The following is an 18,454-nucleotide window of genomic DNA, read 5'->3' as shown; positions in this document are numbered from 1 at the left end:
TTGCTCAGAGACCCGTCGCGACGTCGATCGACTGGCCGTCGACCAGCGTCACGATCGCCTTCTTGACGTCGCTCTGGCGGCCGATCGTGCCGCGGAAGCGCTTGATCTTGCCCTTGCGGACAAGCGTGTTCACGGCCACAACCTTGACGCCGAACAGCGCTTCGACGGCAGCCTTGATTTCCGGCTTCGACGCCTTCTTGGCGACGTTGAAGACGACCTGGTTCTGCTCGGAAGCCATGGTCGACTTTTCGGTGATCGCCGGCGAGACGATCACGTCGTAGTGACGAAGGTCGGTCATTTGAAGCGCTCCTCGAGAGCCTCGACGGCGGCCTTCGAAAGGACCAGCGTGCCGCGGCGCAGAATGTCGTAGACGTTGATGCCCTGGATGGGCAGCACGTCGATGTTCGGGATGTTCGTCGCCGCCAGCTTGAAGTTCTTATCGAGCTCGGCGCCGCCGATCAGCAGGGCGTTGGACAGGCCCAGCGTCGCGAAATTCGCGATCAGCGCCTTGGTCTTGGCCTCGGTCAGCATCAGCTCGTCGACGATGATGAGCGAGGCGCTCTTGGCCTTGGCCGAGAGAGCATGCTTGAGGCCCAGCGCACGCACCTTCTTCGGCAAATCGTGCTCGTGGCTGCGGACGACCGGGCCGTGGGCCTTGCCGCCGCCGCGGAACTGCGGAGCGCGTGCCGAATGGTGACGGGCGCGGCCGGTACCCTTCTGCTTGTACATCTTGGCGCCGGTGCGGGCGATCTCGGCGCGACCCTTGGTCTTGTGGGTGCCCTGCTGCTTCTTGGCAAGCTGCCAGCGCACGACGCGCTGCAGGATGTCCTCGCGCGGATCAAGGCCGAAAATCTCCTCGGAGAGTTTCACCTTGCCGGCGTCCTTGCCGCCAAGCGTTGTGATCTTGATGTCCATTATTCCGCTCCCTCTGTGGCCGGGGCATCTACTGTGGCCGGGGCATCGTTCTTGGCGCCACCATTGGTTGCAATGGCGCGGATTGCAGCGGGCTTCGGCGCATTGGCCGGCAGCGCAACCTTGGCCGCGTCGCGGACCAGGATCCAGGCGCCCTTCGAACCGGGAACCGCGCCGCGGATCAGGATCAGACCGCGATCGGCATCGGTCGAGACGACCTCGACATTCTGCGTGGTGACGCGGGTGTCACCCATGTGGCCGGCCATATGCTTGCCCTTGAACACCTTGCCCGGGTCCTGGCGCTGGCCGGTCGAGCCGTGCGTACGGTGCGAGACCGAGTTGCCGTGGGACGCGCGGCCACCGCCCATGTGGTGCCGCTTGATGACGCCCTGGAAACCCTTGCCGATCGTGGTTCCCGTGACATCGACCTTCTGGCCGGCGACGAAATGATCGACGGTGATCTCGGCGCCGACATCGATCATGTTGTCGGCGGAGACGCGGAACTCGGCAACCTTGGCCTTCGGCTCGACGGAAGCGGTCGCGAAATGGCCGCGCATCGCCTTCGACGTGTTCTTCACCTTGGCAAGGCCAACGCCGAGCTGGACGGCGGTATAACCGTTCTTCTCCTGCGTGCGCTGCGCCACGACCTGGCAGTTCTCCATCTGGAGAACGGTGACGGGAACATGTTCCCCGGCATCGTTGTAGATGCGGGTCATTCCCACCTTCTTTGCAATCACACCTGAACGCATCGGTTCATTCCTTTAGAGTTCCCTGTCGGGGCTTGTCGCCCGTCCACGCCTCTTGTTCCTTCAGAGTTCCCTGTCGGGGCTTGTCGCCCGTCCACGCCTCTTGTTCCTTCAGAGTTCCGGGTCGCCCCGCCCCTCTGGTTCCTTAGAGCTTGATCTCGACATCGACACCGGCGGCAAGATCGAGCTTCATCAAAGCGTCGACCGTCTGCGGGGTCGGATCGACGATGTCGAGCAGACGCTTGTGCGTGCGCATCTCGAACTGCTCGCGGCTCTTCTTGTCGACGTGAGGCGACCGGTTGACCGTGAACTTTTCGATCCGCGTCGGCAGCGGAATGGGGCCGCGGACGTTGGCGCCGGTGCGCTTGGCCGTCGACACGATTTCCCGCGTCGAGGCGTCAAGCACCCGGTGATCAAACGCCTTCAGGCGGATGCGGATATTCTGTCCGTTCATGCGTCACTTCCTTGTTCTGGCGCGGCGCGGGCAGCGCCCGCGACAGATCGGTTTAAGTCCAAATTACTCTTTGATGGTGACGACGATGCCGGCACCGACGGTGCGGCCGCCTTCACGGATGGCGAAGCGCAGCTTCTCTTCCATGGCGATCGGCACGATCAGCTCGACATCGACGGTGATGTTGTCGCCCGGCATCACCATCTCGGTGCCTTCCGGCAGCGACACGATGCCGGTCACGTCGGTGGTGCGGAAATAGAACTGCGGCCGGTAGTTGGTGAAGAACGGCGTGTGACGGCCGCCCTCGTCCTTGGTCAGGATGTAGGCCTCGGCGACGAACTTCTTGTGCGGCTTGACCGTGCCCGGCTTGGCCAGGACCTGGCCGCGCTCGACACCTTCACGGTCGACACCGCGCAGCAGCGCGCCGATGTTGTCGCCGGCCTGGCCCTGGTCGAGCAGCTTGCGGAACATCTCGACGCCGGTGCAGGTCGTCTTGGTGGTCGGACGGATGCCGACGATCTCAAGCTCCTCGCCGACCTTGACCACGCCGCGCTCGACGCGGCCGGTCACCACCGTGCCGCGGCCGGAGATCGAGAACACGTCCTCGATCGGCATCAGGAACGGCTTGTCGAGCGGACGAACCGGCGTCGGGATGTAGTCGTCGACCGCCGCCATCAGCTCGCGGATCGAATCCTCGCCGATCTTCTTGTCGGAATCTTCCAAAGCCGCAAGCGCCGAACCCTTGACGATCGGAATGTCGTCGCCGGGGAACTCGTTCTTGGTCAACAGCTCGCGCACCTCGAGCTCGACCAGCTCGAGCAGCTCGGCGTCGTCGACCTGGTCGACCTTGTTCAAAAACACCACGATCGACGGCACGCCGACCTGACGGGCCAGCAGGATGTGCTCGCGGGTCTGCGGCATCGGGCCGTCGGCGGCCGACACGACCAGGATCGCGCCGTCCATCTGCGCAGCACCGGTGATCATGTTCTTGACATAGTCGGCGTGGCCGGGGCAGTCGACATGGGCGTAGTGGCGGTTGGCCGTCTCGTATTCGACATGCGCCGTCGAGATGGTGATGCCGCGCGCCTTCTCTTCGGGCGCCGCATCGATCTGGTCGTAGCGCTTGTATTCGCCAAAATACTTGGTGATCGCCGCCGTCAGCGACGTCTTGCCATGATCGACATGGCCAATCGTGCCGATGTTCACATGAGGCTTTGTACGCTCGAATTTACCTTTTGCCATGTGATCTCTCCATTCCTGCTCGCCCGTGCGGGCTTTGAATTAAGTTAGCGCTGCAACCCGTTGCGGTTACGCGTATTTCTTCTGGACTTCCTGAGCGACCGCGGTGGGGACCGGCTCGTAGTGATCGAACTGCATCGTGTAGGCCGCGCGGCCCTGGCTCATCGAGCGCAAATTGTCGACGTATTTGAACATGTTGGCGAGCGGCACCATTGCGTTGACAACCACTGCCACGCCGCGCGCTTCCTGGCCCTGAATCTGGCCGCGACGGCCGTTCAGATCACCGATGACGCTGCCGACATAATCTTCCGGAGTCACCACTTCGACCTTCATGATCGGCTCCAGCAACTGCACGCCAAGCTTGGGCGCCGCTTCGCGGAAGCAGGCACGGCCGGCGATTTCGAAGGCGAGCACCGAAGAGTCGACATCATGGTAGGCGCCGTCGATCAGCGTCGCCTTGACGCCGATCATCGGGAAGCCGGCGAACGGGCCGGAGGTCATGACGCTGTTGATGCCCTTTTCGACACCGGGGATGTATTCCTTCGGCACAGCGCCGCCGACGATCTTGGATTCGAACAGGAATTCGCTGCTTTCCGGATTTGGTTCGAACAGGATCTTGACACGGGCGAACTGGCCGGTGCCGCCGGTCTGCTTCTTGTGGGTATAATCCTGCTCGTGCCTGCGGGTGATCGTCTCGCGATAGGCCACCTGCGGCGCGCCGACATTGGCCTCGACCTTGAACTCGCGACGCATGCGGTCGACGATGATGTCGAGGTGGAGTTCGCCCATGCCGGAGATGATCGTCTGGCCTGATTCCTCGTCGGTCTTGACGCGGAAGGACGGATCCTCGGCGGCCAGGCGATGCAGCGCAAGGCCCATCTTTTCCTGGTCGTTTTTGGTCTTCGGCTCGATCGCGATCTGGATGACCGGATCGGGGAATTCCATGCGCTCGAGGATGACCGGATGCAGCGGATCGCACAGCGTGTCGCCAGTCGTCGTGTCCTTGAGGCCGGCCAAAGCGACGATGTCGCCGGCGAAGGCCTCTTCGACGTCAGCACGCGAATTCGCATGCATCTGCAGCATGCGGCCGATGCGCTCCTTCTTGCCCTTCACCGTATTGTCGACCGAGATGCCCTTGGTGAGCTTGCCCGAATAGATGCGGGCAAAGGTAAGCGAGCCGACGAACGGGTCGTTCATGATCTTGAAGGCGAGCATCGACAGCGGCTCGCTGTCGTCGGCGTGACGCTCGATCTCGGCGTCGGTCTTGGCATCGACGCCCTTGATGGCCGGAACGTCGGCCGGCGACGGCAGATATTCAACGACTGCATCAAGCAACGGCTGCACGCCCTTGTTCTTGAAGGCCGAGCCGCAGAACATCGGGTAGAACTTCACCGCGATGGTGCCCTTGCGGATCAGGGCGCGGATCTCGTCATTGCTGGGCATCTTGCCTTCGAGGTAATTCTCGAGCGCCGCCTCGTCCATTTCGACGGCGGCCTCGATCATCTTCTCGCGATATTCTTCCGCACGTGCCCTAAGGTCGTCCGGGATCTCGACGACGTCCCAGGCGGCGCCCAGCGTCTCGTCGCGCCAGACCAGCGCGTTCATCTCGACGAGATCGACGACACCCTTGAACTCGGTCTCGGCGCCGATCGGCAGCTGCATGACGACGGCATGCGCACCGAGGCGCGAACCGATCATTTCGACCGAGCGATAGAAATCCGCGCCGATCTTGTCCATCTTGTTACAGAAAATCATGCGCGGCACGCGGTACTTGTCGGCCTGGCGCCAGACAGTCTCCGTCTGCGGCTCGACACCGGCATTGGCGTCGAGCAGCGCAATGGCGCCGTCGAGCACGCGCAGCGAACGCTCGACCTCGATGGTGAAGTCGACGTGGCCGGGAGTGTCGATGATGTTGAAGCGGTGCATCTTGCCGTCACGACCCTTCCAGAAGGTCGTGGTCGCAGCGGACGTGATGGTGATGCCGCGCTCCTGCTCCTGCTCCATCCAGTCCATGGTGGCAGCGCCGTCATGGACTTCGCCGATCTTGTGCGACTTGCCCGTGTAGTAGAGGACGCGCTCGGTGGTCGTCGTCTTGCCGGCGTCGATATGCGCCATGATACCGAAATTGCGGTAGTCTTCGATTTTATATTCGCGGGCCATGGGAGGTGCCTCTTCAGTCTCGTTCGCGCTTTTACCAGCGGTAGTGCGCGAAGGCGCGGTTGGCTTCTGCCATCTTGTGGGTGTCTTCACGCTTCTTGACGGCGGTGCCGCGGTTGTTGGCCGCGTCCATCAGCTCGCCGGAGAGGCGGTCGACCATCGTGGTCTCGTTGCGGTTGCGGGCGGCGGCGATCAGCCAGCGGATGGCCAGCGCCTGACGGCGCTCGGGGCGCACGTCGACCGGAACCTGGTAGGTGGCGCCGCCGACGCGGCGCGAACGCACTTCCACATGAGGCGCGACATTGTCGAGCGCCTGATGGAAGACGGTGACCGGCTCCTGCTTGGTCTTGGACTGAACCTGGTCGAGCGCGCCGTAGACGATGGTCTCGGCAACCGACTTCTTGCCGTCATACATGACGGCGTTCATGAACTTGGTGACGATCAGATCGCCGAACTTCGGGTCCGGGTTGATCTCACGCTTTTCTGCACTGTGACGACGGGACATTTTTTCTCTGCCTCAATTCTGCGTGGTGGCCTGGATCCCGGATCGTCGCATGGCGCCGGGATGACCTTGGCTACGCTTCGGTCACTTCGGACGCTTGGCGCCGTATTTCGAACGGCGCTGCTTGCGGTTCTTCACACCCTGCGTGTCGAGCACGCCGCGGATGATATGGTAGCGGACGCCCGGAAGATCCTTGACGCGGCCGCCGCGGATCATCACCACCGAGTGTTCCTGAAGGTTGTGGCCTTCGCCGGGGATGTAGCCGATCACTTCAAAACCATTGGTCAGGCGGATCTTGGCCACCTTGCGCAGCGCCGAGTTCGGCTTCTTCGGCGTCGTTGTATAGACGCGCGTGCAGACGCCCCGCTTCTGCGGGTTCTGCTGCATGGCCGGGACCTTGTTGCGCTTCACCGGCGCAATGCGCGGCTTGCGGATCAGCTGGTTGACGGTAGGCATTAAACCCTCTTGTCTCTCAATTCCGTGTCTCGCCCGGTCAGGGCCGCTCAAAGCGTCATTTCCATACGCAAAGTCGGGCCACAAACCGCGCCTCGCGGTCTTGCCCGAACAAATGGCAGAGGAAGCGGAAACCGCTTCATGCACGCCGGAAATGTCTTTTCGCTCGTAAAACGAACCCTGTTTGAGGCAAACTCCAAAGCGTGTCGCTTCGGAAGTGAGAGCCTCACATCGGTTCTGACTGGGCGGCTTCTACTCGCAAGCCTGTTGCCCGTCAACCCCGGAGCGCCAAATATTACGCTGAAACCGAGGCTTGGCAGCCATGCGGAAAGTGCATGTAATTTTCTTTCGCCATTTTGCAAGAGCAGGGAAGAAAGTGACCGGCCCTTGGCTGTTGCGCGGCCAGGCTTCATGCGAAAAAGCGACATGAACAGCGCAAATCCCCTCGCCCGGAGGAATCGGCCCGTGAACGACAATGATGAGCGCCCGGTCACCATCATCACCGGCCGGGCGTGGAAAAGAAAGGGCGGCAAGCCGGAAGGCGTCCACCTCATGCTGGTCGCGCCCGACGACGATTCGGCGGTGCGCCGGGCGCTCGAATCACTCGCGGCCGAAGGCTACGCCGAGGCGGAGCTCGACCAGATCGGCGACCTGGACGGCGTGCCCGACGAAGAGCCGCATTTGTCTGCCTATCAGGGCGCGCTCGAAGGCGAAGTGTCGATCGTCACCTTCGATGTACCGCTCTGACCAGCCATATCCTTGGCCGTCGCGGTCTCGCACCACTTGCCCGGCATCGGTTCTCTGCTAAGAACCAGCGCAATATCAGCCTGCGGAGTCCCCCCATGTCCAGGAATAACGACCCCATCAAGCTCGGCATCGTCGGGGTGGGAAAGATCGTTCGCGACCAGCACCTGCCAGCCCTGGCGAAGGACCGCGACTACCACCTCACCGCCGCCGCCAGCCGGCACGGCAAGGTCGACGGCATCGCGAATTTTCCTGATATCGAGGCGATGTTCGACGCCGTGCCGGAACTCGAGGCCGTATCGCTGTGCATGCCGCCGCAGTTCCGCTACGACGCCGCGCGGACGGCGCTGGCCGCGAAAAAACATGTTTTTCTGGAAAAGCCACCCGGCGCCACGGTCAGCGAGGTCGAGGATTTGAAAGCGCTGGCGGCGGCAAACGGCGTCTCGCTGTTCGCCAGCTGGCATTCGCGCTATGCCCCGGCGGTCGAGGCCGCGCGCGATTTTCTCGGCTCGACCACGATAAGATCGGCAGCCATCAACTGGAAGGAAGACGTGCGCCGCTGGCATCCGAACCAGGACTGGATCTGGGCCCCGGGCGGCTTCGGCGTCTTCGATCCCGGCATCAACGCGCTGTCGATCGCGACCCACATATTGCCGACGATGTTCATCACCTCGGCGATCCTCGATTTTCCCGAAAACCGGGCAGCCCCGATCGCAGCCCACATCGCTTTCCGGACCTCGAACGGCCTGCCGGTGGCGATGGAACTCGATTGGCGCCAGACCGGCCCGCAAAGCTGGGATATCCTGGCCGAGACGGACAACGGCGCGATGGTGCTTTCTGGCGGCGGCGCAAAACTCGCGGTCGACGGCCGCGTCGTTCACGACGAACCGGAAGCCGAATATCCGATGCTCTACAAGCGCTTCGCCGAGATCGTGCGCGCCGGCGTTTGCGACGTCGATCTCGCCCCGCTGCAGCACGTCGCCGACGCTTTTATGCTGGGCAGGCGCAATGTGGTCGAGGCGTTTTTCGACTGATGCCGCGGAGCTGCAACGAGTGGCCTTCGCTCCGGCCCTGACCATCTTGCAATCGCCGCGCCGCCCCTCATCTGGCTGCCGCCATCTTCTCCCCGTGACCGGGGAGAAGGACGCCGTCATCAAAGATTTCGCCAATCTCCAGCGTCGCAGAAAGAGCGCCAAGGCTGCGGCCAGCTTCTTTCTCCCCGTTTACGCAGGGCTGTCCGGGGAAAGTTTTGAGTGAATCGAAATGCCACATGTGCATGCCCCGTAAAACGGGGTTTGTCCGTCTTTTCTCTGGTTGTCGAGACTCAGAAAAGGAACGGGGCATGCGCTTTGCACCTAGCATCTTCGGGCAGCTTCTTGAACCCATCGATCGGCGTCAATTCCAAGCAATTGTGGATCGCCACGACGGGGATGCGTACGACAAATCGTTCAGAAGCTGGGATCATCTGGTGGCGCTGATCTATGCCCAGTTCTGCGGCAGCAGCAGCTTGCGTGGCCTGGAAGCCGGCTGGAACGCCAACAGCCAGCATCATTATCACCTGGGCAGCGGTCCGTTGATGCGTTCGACCTTGTCGGATGCCAACAGACGGCGTCCGGTCGCCATCTTTGCCGAGGCGTTCGGTCTGGTGGCGAACCTGCTCGACAGGCAAATGCGGCGCGAGGGCGAAGCGATGCTGCGGCTGATCGACTCGACCCCCATTCCGCTCGGCAAACTGTGCGATTGGGCCAAGTCGAACGGGCGCATCCGCGGCATGAAGGTGCATGTCGTCTATGACCCGAAGACCGACTGTCCGCGCATCCTCGACATCACCGACGCCAACGTCAACGACGCCCAGGTCGGTCGCCAGATCACGATCGAAGCTGGAGCGACCTACGTGTTCGACAAGGGCTACTGCCATTATGGCTGGTGGACGGCGATCGCCGAAGCCGGATCGATCTTCGTGACGCGGCCCAAATCCAACATGAGGCTGGCGCTGCTGCGTGATCGCCCTATAGCCGAGCCGCAGGGCGACGGCTTCCTGGTTGTGGAAGACAGTGAGGTAAGCTTGGTCAGCAAGGCTGCTTGCAAGCTGCCGATGCGGCTGCGTCGCCTGCGCGTTCAGCGCGAAACGGGCGACACCATCACGCTTTTGACCAACGATCTGGAGCGCTCTGCCGTCGAGATTGGACGGCTTTACAAAGGCCGCTGGCACATCGAGCTTCTGTTCCGATGGATCAAGCAGCACCTCAAGATCCGCAAGTTCCTCGGCAACAACGGCAATGCAATCCGCCTGCAACTCTTTGCCGCAATGATCGCCTTTGCGCTGCTGCGCATTGTCGCGCGCACCCGCCGCGTCACTATTCCTATCTTGAGGTTCACAGAACTGGTCGCTCAATACTTGTTCGGGCGGCGGAAACTGCACACCATCGATAAGCCGCCACCGGTCAATCCAAGCCGACCAAGGGACCGAGCCTCTCCCAATCAGATGGCCTTCATTTATGAATAACTTTCCCCGGACAGCCCTGCCGTTTACGGGGAGAAATGCCCGGCAGGGCAATGAGGGGCGGCGCCGGACGATCGAAACAAGTCGCAACACTCGACGGCGCCTATCCCAGTCGGTCGCCAACCCACCCCACAAAAAAGCCGCCGGGTTGGCCCGACGGCTTTGTTGCCTGAGATCTTTGCCCGCCGCGCTTACTGCGCGGCGGAAGCCATGTCGGTCAGCATCGGATCGGCGACCTCGACACCCGACGCCTTGCGGCGCTCGTCGATGATCAGCTCGTCGCGCGAGGTGGCGATGCGCCGGATCTGGCTCATCGTGCCGCCGGTGCCGGCCGGGATCAGACGGCCGACGATGACGTTTTCCTTCAGCCCCTGCAGCATGTCGGTCTTGCCGGCAACCGCCGCTTCGGTCAGCACTCGGGTCGTCTCCTGGAAGGAGGCGGCCGAGATGAAGGACGGCGTCTGCAGCGAGGCCTTGGTGATGCCCAACAGCACCGGCTGGCCTTCGGCCGGCTTCTTGCCCTCCTCGACCAGGCGCTCGTTGACCTCTTCCAGCTCGATCATGTCGACGTGGTCGCCCGGAATATAGGTCGAATCGCCCTGCGCCGTGATCTCGACCTTCTGCAGCATCTGGCGAACGATCACCTCGATGTGCTTGTCGTTGATCGACACGCCCTGCAGACGGTAGACCTCCTGGATCTCGTTGACGAGGTAGGACGCAAGCGCCTCCACGCCCTTGATCGCCAGGATGTCGTGCGGCGCCGGATTGCCGTCGAGGATGTAGTCGCCCTTCTCGATGACGTCGCCGTCCTGGAGATGGAACGGCTTGCCCTTCGGGATCAGGTATTCGACCGGCTCAAGCGTCGAGTCATGCGGCTCGATGATGATGCGACGCTTGTTCTTGTAGTCGCGGCCGAAGCGGATCGTGCCATCGATCTCGGCGATGATGGCGTGATCCTTCGGACGGCGTGCCTCGAACAATTCGGCAACACGCGGCAGACCGCCGGTGATGTCCTTGGTCTTGGCGCTTTCCATCGGGATACGCGCCAGCACGTCGCCGGGGCGAACCTGTGCACCCGGCTCGACCGAAAGAATGGCCTCGACCGAGAGCAGGAAGCGAGCGTCGCCGCCCTTCGACAGTTTGCCGACCTTGCCCTTGGCGTCCTGGACGACGATCGCCGGCTTGAGGTCGTTGCCGCGTGGCGTCGAACGCCAGTCGATGACCTCGCGCTTGGTGATGCCGGTCGATTCGTCGGCCGTTTCCTGGACGGAAATGCCGTCGACCAGATCCTCGAACGCCACCTTGCCCTCGATTTCGGTGAGGACCGGGCGGGTATAGGGATCCCACTCGGCGATGCGCTGGCCGCGCTTCACCTTGTCGCCATCGTCCACGAAGATGCGCGAACCATAGGTGAGGCGGTGCGTGGCGCGCTCCTTGCCGGCCTCGTCGAGGATCAGCACCGCCATGTTGCGGCCCATGACCATCTGCTGGCCGTCGGAGTTGCGCACCACGTTGCGGTTGCGGATCTCGACCTTGCCCTCATACGAGGCTTCAAGGAACGACGAGTCCACCACCTGCGCCGTACCGCCCATGTGGAAGGTACGCATGGTGAGCTGGGTGCCCGGCTCGCCGATCGACTGCGCCGCAATGACGCCGACAGCCTCGCCCTGGTTGACCGGGGTGCCGCGGGCCAGATCGCGTCCGTAGCAGACCGCGCAGACACCGACCCTGACGTCGCAAGTCAGCGCCGAGCGGATGCGGACCGACTGGACGCCGGCCTTTTCGATCTGCTCGACGTCGCGTTCGTCCATCAACGTTCCGGCCTTGACCAGAACCTCACCGGTGACCGGATGCGTGATGTCGTCGAGCGCGGTGCGGCCGAGAACCCGCTGGCCGACGGAAGCGACGACCTGGCCGGCATCGACGATCGGCTGCATGGTAAGGCCCTTGTCGGTGCCGCAGTCGACGGAGTTGACGATGCAGTCCTGCGCCACGTCGACCAGACGACGGGTGAGGTAACCCGAGTTCGCCGTCTTCAAGGCGGTGTCGGCCAGACCCTTGCGGGCGCCGTGGGTCGAGTTGAAGTACTCGAGCACGGTCAGGCCTTCCTTGAAGTTCGAGATGATCGGCGTCTCGATGATTTCACCGCTCGGCTTGGCCATCAGGCCGCGCATACCGGCAAGCTGGCGCATCTGGGTGGGCGAGCCGCGCGCACCGGAGTGCGACATCATGTAGATCGAGTTCATCGGCTTTTGACGGCCATTGTCCTCGAACTCGACCGCCTTGATGCGGGCCATCATCTCGTCGGCGACCTTTTCCGAGCACTTGGCCCAGGCGTCGACGACCTTGTTGTACTTCTCGCCCTGCGTGATCAGGCCGTCATTGTACTGCTGCTCGTATTCCTTGGCCAAGGCCTCGGTATCGGACACCAGCTTGATCTTGGCATCCGGGATCAGCATGTCGTCCTTGCCGAACGAAATGCCGGCGCGGCAGGCGTGGCTGAAGCCGAGGGCCATGATGCGATCGCAGAAAATGACCGTCTCCTTCTGACCGCAATGGCGGTAGACGGTGTCGATCATCTTGGAGATGTTCTTCTTGGTCATCTCCTGGTTGGCGGTCTCGTACGGCACGTTGGCGTTCTTCGGCAGAAGCTCGCCGATGATCATGCGGCCGGGCGTGGTGTCGTAGATTTTCGACACGACCTTGCCGTCCGCATCGACCGTACGGAAACGGCCCTTGATCTTGGAGTGCAGCGTCACCGCCTTGGTCTCGAGCGCGTGCTGGAGTTCGCCCATGTCGGCAAACACCATGCCCTCGCCCGGCTCGTTCTGGTTGACGATCGACAGATAGTAGAGACCCAGAACCATGTCCTGCGACGGCACGATGATCGGTGCGCCGGAAGCCGGGTGCAGGATGTTGTTGGTCGACATCATCAACACGCGGGCTTCAAGCTGCGCTTCCAGCGACAGCGGCACGTGAACCGCCATCTGGTCGCCGTCGAAGTCGGCATTGAAGGCCGTGCAGACCAGCGGGTGAAGCTGGATCGCCTTGCCTTCGATCAGGATCGGCTCGAACGCCTGGATGCCGAGGCGGTGCAGCGTCGGCGCACGGTTCAACAGCACCGGGTGCTCGCGGATGACCTCGTCGAGGATATCCCAGACCTCCGGACGCTCCTTCTCGACCAGCTTCTTCGCCTGCTTGACGGTCGAGGAATAACCCTTGGCGTCGAGACGTGCATAGATGAAGGGCTTGAACAGTTCGAGCGCCATCTTCTTCGGCAGGCCGCACTGGTGCAGCTTGAGCTCCGGACCGGTCACGATGACCGAGCGGCCGGAATAGTCGACGCGCTTGCCGAGCAGGTTCTGGCGGAACCGGCCCTGCTTGCCCTTCAGCATGTCGGACAGCGACTTCAACGGACGCTTGTTGGCGCCGGTGATGACGCGACCGCGACGGCCGTTGTCGAACAGCGCGTCGACGGCTTCCTGCAGCATGCGCTTTTCATTGCGCACGATGATGCCGGGCGCGCGCAGCTCGATCAGCCGCTTCAGGCGGTTGTTGCGGTTGATGACGCGGCGGTAGAGATCGTTGAGATCGGACGTGGCGAAGCGGCCGCCGTCCAGGGGAACCAGCGGGCGCAGGTCCGGCGGGATCACCGGGACCACCTTCATGATCATCCATTCCGGACGGTTGCCGGACTCCATGAAGTTCTCGACGACCTTGAGCCGCTTCAAATACTTCTTCTGCTTGAGCTCGGATGTGGTCGAAGCCAGCTCCGAACGCAGGTCGCCGGCGATCTTCTCCAGGTCCATGCCGGCCAGAAGGTCGTGGATGGCCTCGGCGCCGATCATGGCGGTAAAACTATCCTCGCCATATTCGTCGACGGCCATCATGTACTCTTCCTCGCTGAGCAGCTGGTGCTCCTTCAGCGCGGTGAGGCCGGGCTCGGTGACGATGTAGTTCTCGAAGTAGAGAACGCGCTCGATGTCCTTCAGCGTCATGTCGAGCAGCGTGCCGATACGCGACGGCAGCGACTTCAGGAACCAGATATGGGCGACCGGCGCGGCCAGCTCGATATGGCCCATGCGCTCGCGACGGACGCGCGACAGCGTGACTTCGACGCCGCACTTCTCGCAGATGACGCCCTTGTACTTCATGCGCTTGTACTTGCCGCACAGGCACTCGTAGTCCTTGATCGGGCCGAAAATACGCGCGCAGAACAGGCCGTCGCGCTCCGGCTTGAAGGTGCGGTAGTTGATGGTCTCCGGCTTCTTGATCTCGCCGAACGACCAGGACAGAATCTTCTCAGGGCTGGCGAGCGAAATCCGGATGGAATCGAACACCTGTGCAGGCGCCTGGGGATTGAAGAGATTCATGACCTCTTGGTTCATGCCGTTCTCCTTTTCGGGGTCATCGAAAACCCCTTGCATCTAGCGCGGGCCAAACGCCCGCCGACTTGGTCGACCATCGGCCGAAGAAACTTCTTGTTTGAGCATGATCTTGGCCGAAAACCGGTAACCACTTTTCGGGATCATGCTCGGCGCCCGGTCGCAGGAGCCCTCTCCCGCGACCGGACGTCTTGCTTATTCGGCCGCGTCGGGCAGCCGGATCGGGTTGTCGTCGAGCTTGGTGTTCTCCAGCTCGACGTTGAGGCCAAGGGAACGCATTTCCTTGACCAGAACGTTGAAGCTCTCGGGGATGCCGGCCTCGAAGGTGTCGTCGCCTCTGACAATCGCCTCGTAGACCTTGGTGCGGCCGGCGACGTCGTCCGACTTCACCGTCAGCATCTCCTGCAGCGTGTAGGCGGCGCCGTACGCTTCGAGCGCCCAGACCTCCATCTCGCCGAAGCGCTGGCCACCGAACTGCGCCTTGCCGCCCAGCGGCTGCTGCGTAACGAGCGAGTACGGCCCGATCGAACGCGCGTGGATCTTGTCGTCCACAAGGTGGTGAAGCTTGAGCATATATATGTAGCCCATCGTCACTTTGCGATCGAACGGCTCGCCGGTGCGCCCGTCATAGAGCTGCGACTGACCGCTGGTGTGCAGGCCCGCCTGCTCCAGCATGATGTTGATGTCGGCCTCGTGCGCGCCGTCGAACACCGGTGTCGCGATGGAGACGCCGCGGCGCATCTGCTCGCTGAGGCGAACGACGCTGTCGTCGTCATAGTCGCGGATCGGCTCGTTGCGGTCGTTGGCCGGCATGAAGCTTTCGAGCGTCTTGCGCAGCGGCTTGATGTCGCCGCCTGTCTTGTAGGCGTCGATCAACTCGCCGATCTTCCTGCCCATTCCGGCGCAAGCCCAGCCCAGATGCGTCTCCAGGATCTGGCCGACATTCATGCGGCTCGGCACACCCAGCGGGTTGAGCACGATATCGGCATGCGTGCCGTCCTCGAGGAACGGCATGTCCTCGACCGGAACGATCCGCGACACGACACCCTTGTTGCCGTGTCGGCCGGCCATCTTGTCGCCGGGCTGCATCTTGCGCTTCACCGCCACGAAGACCTTAACCATCTTCATGACGCCGGGAGGCATCTCGTCGCCGCGCTGCACCTTCTCGACCTTGTCCATGAAGCGCTGTTCGAGCGCCTTCTTGGAATCGTCGTACTGGCCACGCAGGGCTTCCAGCTCGCTCTGGAGCTTTTCGTTCTCCACCGCAAACTGCCACCACTGCGAACGCGGATACTCGTCGAGCGTATCCTTCGACAGCTTCGAGCCTTTCTTGAAACCCTTCGGCCCGGCAATCGCATCCTTGCCGACGAGAACGTCGGACAGGCGCGAATAGACGTTGCGGTCGAGGATCGCCTGCTCGTCGTCGCGGTCCTTGGCGAGGCGTTCGATCTCCTCGCGCTCGATCGCCATGGCGCGCTCGTCCTTCTCCACGCCGTGGCGGTTGAAGACGCGCACTTCGACGACGGTGCCAAAAGTTCCGGGCGGCATGCGCATCGAGGTGTCACGCACGTCCGATGCCTTTTCGCCGAAGATGGCGCGCAGAAGCTTTTCTTCCGGCGTCATCGGGCTTTCGCCCTTCGGCGTGATCTTGCCGACCAGGATGTCGCCAGGCTGCACTTCGGCACCGATATAGACGATGCCGGCCTCGTCGAGGTTCTTCAGCGCTTCTTCCGAGACGTTGGGAATGTCGCGGGTGATTTCCTCCGGCCCGAGCTTGGTGTCGCGCGCCATGACCTCGAACTCCTCGATGTGGATCGAGGTGAAGACGTCGTCGGCGACGATGCGCTCGGACAAGAGGATCGAGTCCTCGTAGTTGTAGCCGTTCCACGGCATGAACGCGACCAGCACGTTGCGGCCAAGCGCCAGATCGCCGAGCTCGGTCGACGGGCCGTCGGCGATGATGTCGCCCTTGTTGACCAGGTCGCCCATGCGCACCAGCGGACGCTGGTTGATGCAGGTGTTCTGGTTCGAACGCTGGAACTTCATCAGCCGGTAGATGTCGACGCCCGATTTGCCGGGATCGAGATCTTCGGTGGCGCGGATGACGATACGCGTCGCGTCGACCTGGTCGACGACGCCGCCGCGGCGGGCGCCGATGGCGGCGCCGGAGTCACGGGCGACGATCGGCTCCATGCCGGTGCCGACGAACGGCGCTTCGGCGCGCACCAGCGGCACGGCCTGACGCTGCATGTTCGAGCCCATCAGCGCGCGGTTGGCGTCGTCGTTCTCGAGGAACGGGATCAGCGCCGCGGCCACCGACACCATCTGCTTGGGCGACACGTCCATCAGATCGACGTTTTCGCGCGGCGCCATCATCACTTCGCCGGCGTTGCGGCAAATGACGAATTCGTCGACGAAACGACCATCCTTGTCGAGCTCGGCATTGGCCTGCGCGACGTGGTGCTTGGCCTCTTCCATCGCCGAGAGATAGACGACCTCATTGGTCAGCTTGCCGTTGACGATCTTGCGGTACGGGCTCTCGATGAAGCCATACTTGTTGACGCGCGCAAAGGTGGCCAGCGAGTTGATCAGACCGATGTTCGGGCCTTCCGGCGTCTCGATCGGGCAGATGCGGCCGTAATGCGTCGGGTGCACGTCGCGCACCTCGAAGCCGGCGCGCTCGCGGGTCAGACCACCGGGTCCAAGCGCCGAGAGACGGCGCTTGTGGGTGATCTCCGACAGCGGGTTGGTCTGGTCCATGAACTGCGACAGCTGCGAGGAACCGAAGAACTCGCGCACGGCGGCAGCCGCCGGCTTGGCGTTGATCAGGTCCTGCGGCATCACCGTATCGATCTCGATCGAGGACATGCGTTCCTTGATCGCGCGCTCCATGCGCAAGAGGCCGACGCGGTACTGGTTCTCCATCAGCTCGCCGACCGAGCGCACGCGGCGATTGCCGAGATTGTCGATGTCGTCGATCTCGCCCTTGCCGTCGCGCAGTTCGACCAGCGTCTTGACCACGGCCAGGATGTCGTCCTTGCGCAGCACGCGCACGGTGTCCTCGGCCTTGAGCTCGAGGCGCATGTTCATCTTGACGCGGCCGACGGCCGACAGATCATAGCGCTCGCTGTCGAAGAACAGCGAGTTGAACATGGCTTCGGCGGTTTCCAGCGTCGGCGGCTCGCCGGGGCGCATGACGCGGTAGATGTCGAACAGCGCGTCCTGGCGGCTTTCGTTCTTGTCGACGTTGAGCGTGTTGCGGATATAGGCGCCGACATTGACGTGGTCGATGTCGAGAACCTTGATCTCGTCGTCGCCGGCGGCGAGAAGTACTTTTAGCGTCTTTTCGTCGATCTCGTCGCCCGCCTCGAGGAAAATCTCGCCGGTCGCATAGTTGACGATGTCCTCGGCAAGGTAGTTGCCGAGCAGATCCTCGTCGGTCGCCTTGATCGCCTTGAGACCCTTTTCGCCGAGCTGACGGGCCTGGCGTGCGGTGATCTTCTTGCCGGCCTCGACGACGACCTCGTTGGTGTCCGCATCGATCAGGTCGCCGACGGCCTTGAGGCCGCGGAAACGCTCGACGTTGAACGGGATGCGCCAGTGGTCGCCGGCGCGCTTGTAGGTGATCTTGTTGTAGAAGGTCGACAGGATCTCCTCGGCGTCCATGCCGAGCGCCATCAGCAGCGACGTCACCGGAATCTTGCGGCGACGGTCGATGCGGGCGTGCACGACGTCCTTCGAGTCGAACTCGATGTCGAGCCACGAACCACGATAGGGGATGACGCGCGCGGCAAACAGCAGCTTGCCCGACGAGTGCGACTTGCCCTTGTCATGGTCGAAGAAGACGCCCGGCGAGCGGTGCATCTGCGAGACGATGACGCGCTCGGTGCCATTGACGATGAAGGTGCCGTTCAAGGTCATGAGCGGCATGTCGCCCATATAGACGTCCTGCTCCTTGATGTCCTTGATCGACTTGGCGCCGGTATCCTCGTCAATATCGAACACGATGAGGCGCAGCGTCACCTTGAGTGGCGCGGCATAGGTCAGGTCGCGCTGCCGGCATTCGTCAACGTCGAATTTCGGCGCTTCGAACTCGTACTTCACGAATTCCAGCATCGAGGAGCCGGAAAAGTCGGAGATCGGGAACACCGATTTGAAAACCGCCTGCAGTCCCTCGTCAGGACGCCCGCCCTTGGGCTCCTCGACCATCAGGAACTGGTCATAGGATGCCTTCTGAACCTCGATCAGGTTCGGCATCTCCGCAACTTCCGGAATCTTTCCGAAGAATTTGCGTACGCGTCTGCGGCCATTGAAAGTCTGTGTCTGGGCCATCGTCGCTCCTTAGCTCGATTCTCGGGGCGA

General features: G+C 62.5%; 14 protein-coding genes. 4 read left to right on the top strand and 10 right to left on the bottom strand.

Translation table 11 applies throughout. The features are described 5' to 3' along the window. Positions 1 to 4: 4 nt before the first annotated feature. The 8 genes from JG739_RS19290 to rpsL form a co-directional block, all read right to left on the bottom strand. The gene (locus JG739_RS19290) at positions 5 to 298 is read right to left on the bottom strand and encodes a 50S ribosomal protein L23 (protein WP_202362957.1); all 294 of its coding nucleotides are present in this window, start codon (positions 296 to 298) and stop codon (positions 5 to 7) included. Next, on the bottom strand, positions 295 to 915 hold the full coding sequence (gene rplD, locus JG739_RS19285) for a 50S ribosomal protein L4 (RefSeq protein ID WP_202362956.1): 621 nt from the start codon (positions 913 to 915) through the stop codon (positions 295 to 297). The genes JG739_RS19290 and rplD overlap by 4 nt, the downstream gene beginning before the upstream one ends. Beyond that, positions 915 to 1,661 carry a 50S ribosomal protein L3 gene (rplC, locus tag JG739_RS19280; protein WP_202362955.1) on the bottom strand — a complete coding sequence of 249 codons (747 nt, stop codon included), beginning with the start codon at positions 1,659 to 1,661 and terminating at the stop codon, positions 915 to 917. The genes rplD and rplC overlap by 1 nt, the downstream gene beginning before the upstream one ends. 142 nt (positions 1,662 to 1,803) lie before the next feature. Further along, positions 1,804 to 2,112, bottom strand: a complete 309-nt coding sequence (gene rpsJ / locus JG739_RS19275; protein WP_006205468.1) for a 30S ribosomal protein S10 — start codon at positions 2,110 to 2,112, stop codon at positions 1,804 to 1,806. 63 nt (positions 2,113 to 2,175) lie between these two features. Beyond that, on the bottom strand, positions 2,176 to 3,351 hold the full coding sequence (tuf, locus tag JG739_RS19270; RefSeq protein WP_091591201.1) for an elongation factor Tu: 1,176 nt from the start codon (positions 3,349 to 3,351) through the stop codon (positions 2,176 to 2,178). 66 nt (positions 3,352 to 3,417) lie between these two features. Continuing rightward, positions 3,418 to 5,508 (bottom strand): elongation factor G, encoded by a 2,091-nt coding sequence (fusA, locus tag JG739_RS19265; RefSeq protein ID WP_202362954.1) that lies wholly within the window; start codon positions 5,506 to 5,508, stop codon positions 3,418 to 3,420. A gap of 31 nt (positions 5,509 to 5,539) precedes the next feature. Continuing rightward, the gene (gene rpsG / locus JG739_RS19260; protein ID WP_008875664.1) at positions 5,540 to 6,010 is read right to left on the bottom strand and encodes a 30S ribosomal protein S7; all 471 of its coding nucleotides are present in this window, start codon (positions 6,008 to 6,010) and stop codon (positions 5,540 to 5,542) included. An 81-nt stretch (positions 6,011 to 6,091) separates the two neighbouring features. Next, complete coding sequence (rpsL, locus tag JG739_RS19255) at positions 6,092 to 6,463, bottom strand: 30S ribosomal protein S12 (RefSeq protein WP_006333356.1); 372 nt, start codon at positions 6,461 to 6,463, stop codon at positions 6,092 to 6,094. A gap of 462 nt (positions 6,464 to 6,925) precedes the next feature. Here rpsL and JG739_RS19250 point away from each other — a divergent pair, with 462 nt between their 5' ends. The 4 genes from JG739_RS19250 to JG739_RS19235 all read left to right on the top strand — a co-directional run bounded on the left by JG739_RS19250 (position 6,926) and on the right by JG739_RS19235 (position 9,710). Further along, a complete protein-coding gene (locus tag JG739_RS19250; RefSeq protein WP_023798115.1) occupies positions 6,926 to 7,207 on the top strand; it encodes a hypothetical protein in 282 nt (93 codons plus the stop codon). Between the two features lie 95 nt (positions 7,208 to 7,302). Continuing rightward, positions 7,303 to 8,238, top strand: a complete 936-nt coding sequence (locus JG739_RS19245; RefSeq protein WP_202362953.1) for a Gfo/Idh/MocA family protein — start codon at positions 7,303 to 7,305, stop codon at positions 8,236 to 8,238. A gap of 19 nt (positions 8,239 to 8,257) precedes the next feature. Beyond that, on the top strand, positions 8,258 to 8,461 hold the full coding sequence (locus JG739_RS19240; RefSeq protein ID WP_202362952.1) for a hypothetical protein: 204 nt from the start codon (positions 8,258 to 8,260) through the stop codon (positions 8,459 to 8,461). An 85-nt stretch (positions 8,462 to 8,546) separates the two neighbouring features. Continuing rightward, a complete protein-coding gene (locus JG739_RS19235) occupies positions 8,547 to 9,710 on the top strand; it encodes an IS4 family transposase (RefSeq protein WP_202362951.1) in 1,164 nt (387 codons plus the stop codon). Between the two features lie 188 nt (positions 9,711 to 9,898). Here the strand turns inward: JG739_RS19235 and rpoC are convergent, their stop codons facing one another. Both rpoC and rpoB read right to left on the bottom strand, forming a co-directional pair. After that, positions 9,899 to 14,095, bottom strand: a complete 4,197-nt coding sequence (gene rpoC, locus JG739_RS19230) for a DNA-directed RNA polymerase subunit beta' (RefSeq protein ID WP_202362950.1) — start codon at positions 14,093 to 14,095, stop codon at positions 9,899 to 9,901. A 192-nt stretch (positions 14,096 to 14,287) separates the two neighbouring features. Next, positions 14,288 to 18,424 (bottom strand): DNA-directed RNA polymerase subunit beta, encoded by a 4,137-nt coding sequence (gene rpoB, locus JG739_RS19225; RefSeq protein WP_077381038.1) that lies wholly within the window; start codon positions 18,422 to 18,424, stop codon positions 14,288 to 14,290. Between the last annotated feature and the right edge of the window lie 30 nt (positions 18,425 to 18,454).

The organism is Mesorhizobium sp. L-2-11, assembly GCF_016756595.1.
GTDB lineage: Bacteria > Pseudomonadota > Alphaproteobacteria > Rhizobiales > Rhizobiaceae > Mesorhizobium.
The sequence above is the reverse complement of the archived record's forward strand: the minus strand, read 5'-3'. Positions and strand labels throughout refer to the sequence as shown.

Coding starts and splice junctions, on each gene's coding strand:
- rpoB (WP_077381038.1), bottom strand. CDS start 18,424: ATGGCCCAGACACAGACTTTCAATGGCCGCAGACGCGTACGCAAATTC.
- tuf (WP_091591201.1), bottom strand. CDS start 3,351: ATGGCAAAAGGTAAATTCGAGCGTACAAAGCCTCATGTGAACATCGGC.
- JG739_RS19290 (WP_202362957.1), bottom strand. CDS start 298: ATGACCGACCTTCGTCACTACGACGTGATCGTCTCGCCGGCGATCACC.
- JG739_RS19235 (WP_202362951.1), top strand. CDS start 8,547: ATGCGCTTTGCACCTAGCATCTTCGGGCAGCTTCTTGAACCCATCGAT.
- rpsG (WP_008875664.1), bottom strand. CDS start 6,010: ATGTCCCGTCGTCACAGTGCAGAAAAGCGTGAGATCAACCCGGACCCG.
- fusA (WP_202362954.1), bottom strand. CDS start 5,508: ATGGCCCGCGAATATAAAATCGAAGACTACCGCAATTTCGGTATCATG.
- rplD (WP_202362956.1), bottom strand. CDS start 915: ATGGACATCAAGATCACAACGCTTGGCGGCAAGGACGCCGGCAAGGTG.
- rpsL (WP_006333356.1), bottom strand. CDS start 6,463: ATGCCTACCGTCAACCAGCTGATCCGCAAGCCGCGCATTGCGCCGGTG.
- rplC (WP_202362955.1), bottom strand. CDS start 1,661: ATGCGTTCAGGTGTGATTGCAAAGAAGGTGGGAATGACCCGCATCTAC.
- rpoC (WP_202362950.1), bottom strand. CDS start 14,095: ATGAACCAAGAGGTCATGAATCTCTTCAATCCCCAGGCGCCTGCACAG.
- JG739_RS19245 (WP_202362953.1), top strand. CDS start 7,303: ATGTCCAGGAATAACGACCCCATCAAGCTCGGCATCGTCGGGGTGGGA.
- rpsJ (WP_006205468.1), bottom strand. CDS start 2,112: ATGAACGGACAGAATATCCGCATCCGCCTGAAGGCGTTTGATCACCGG.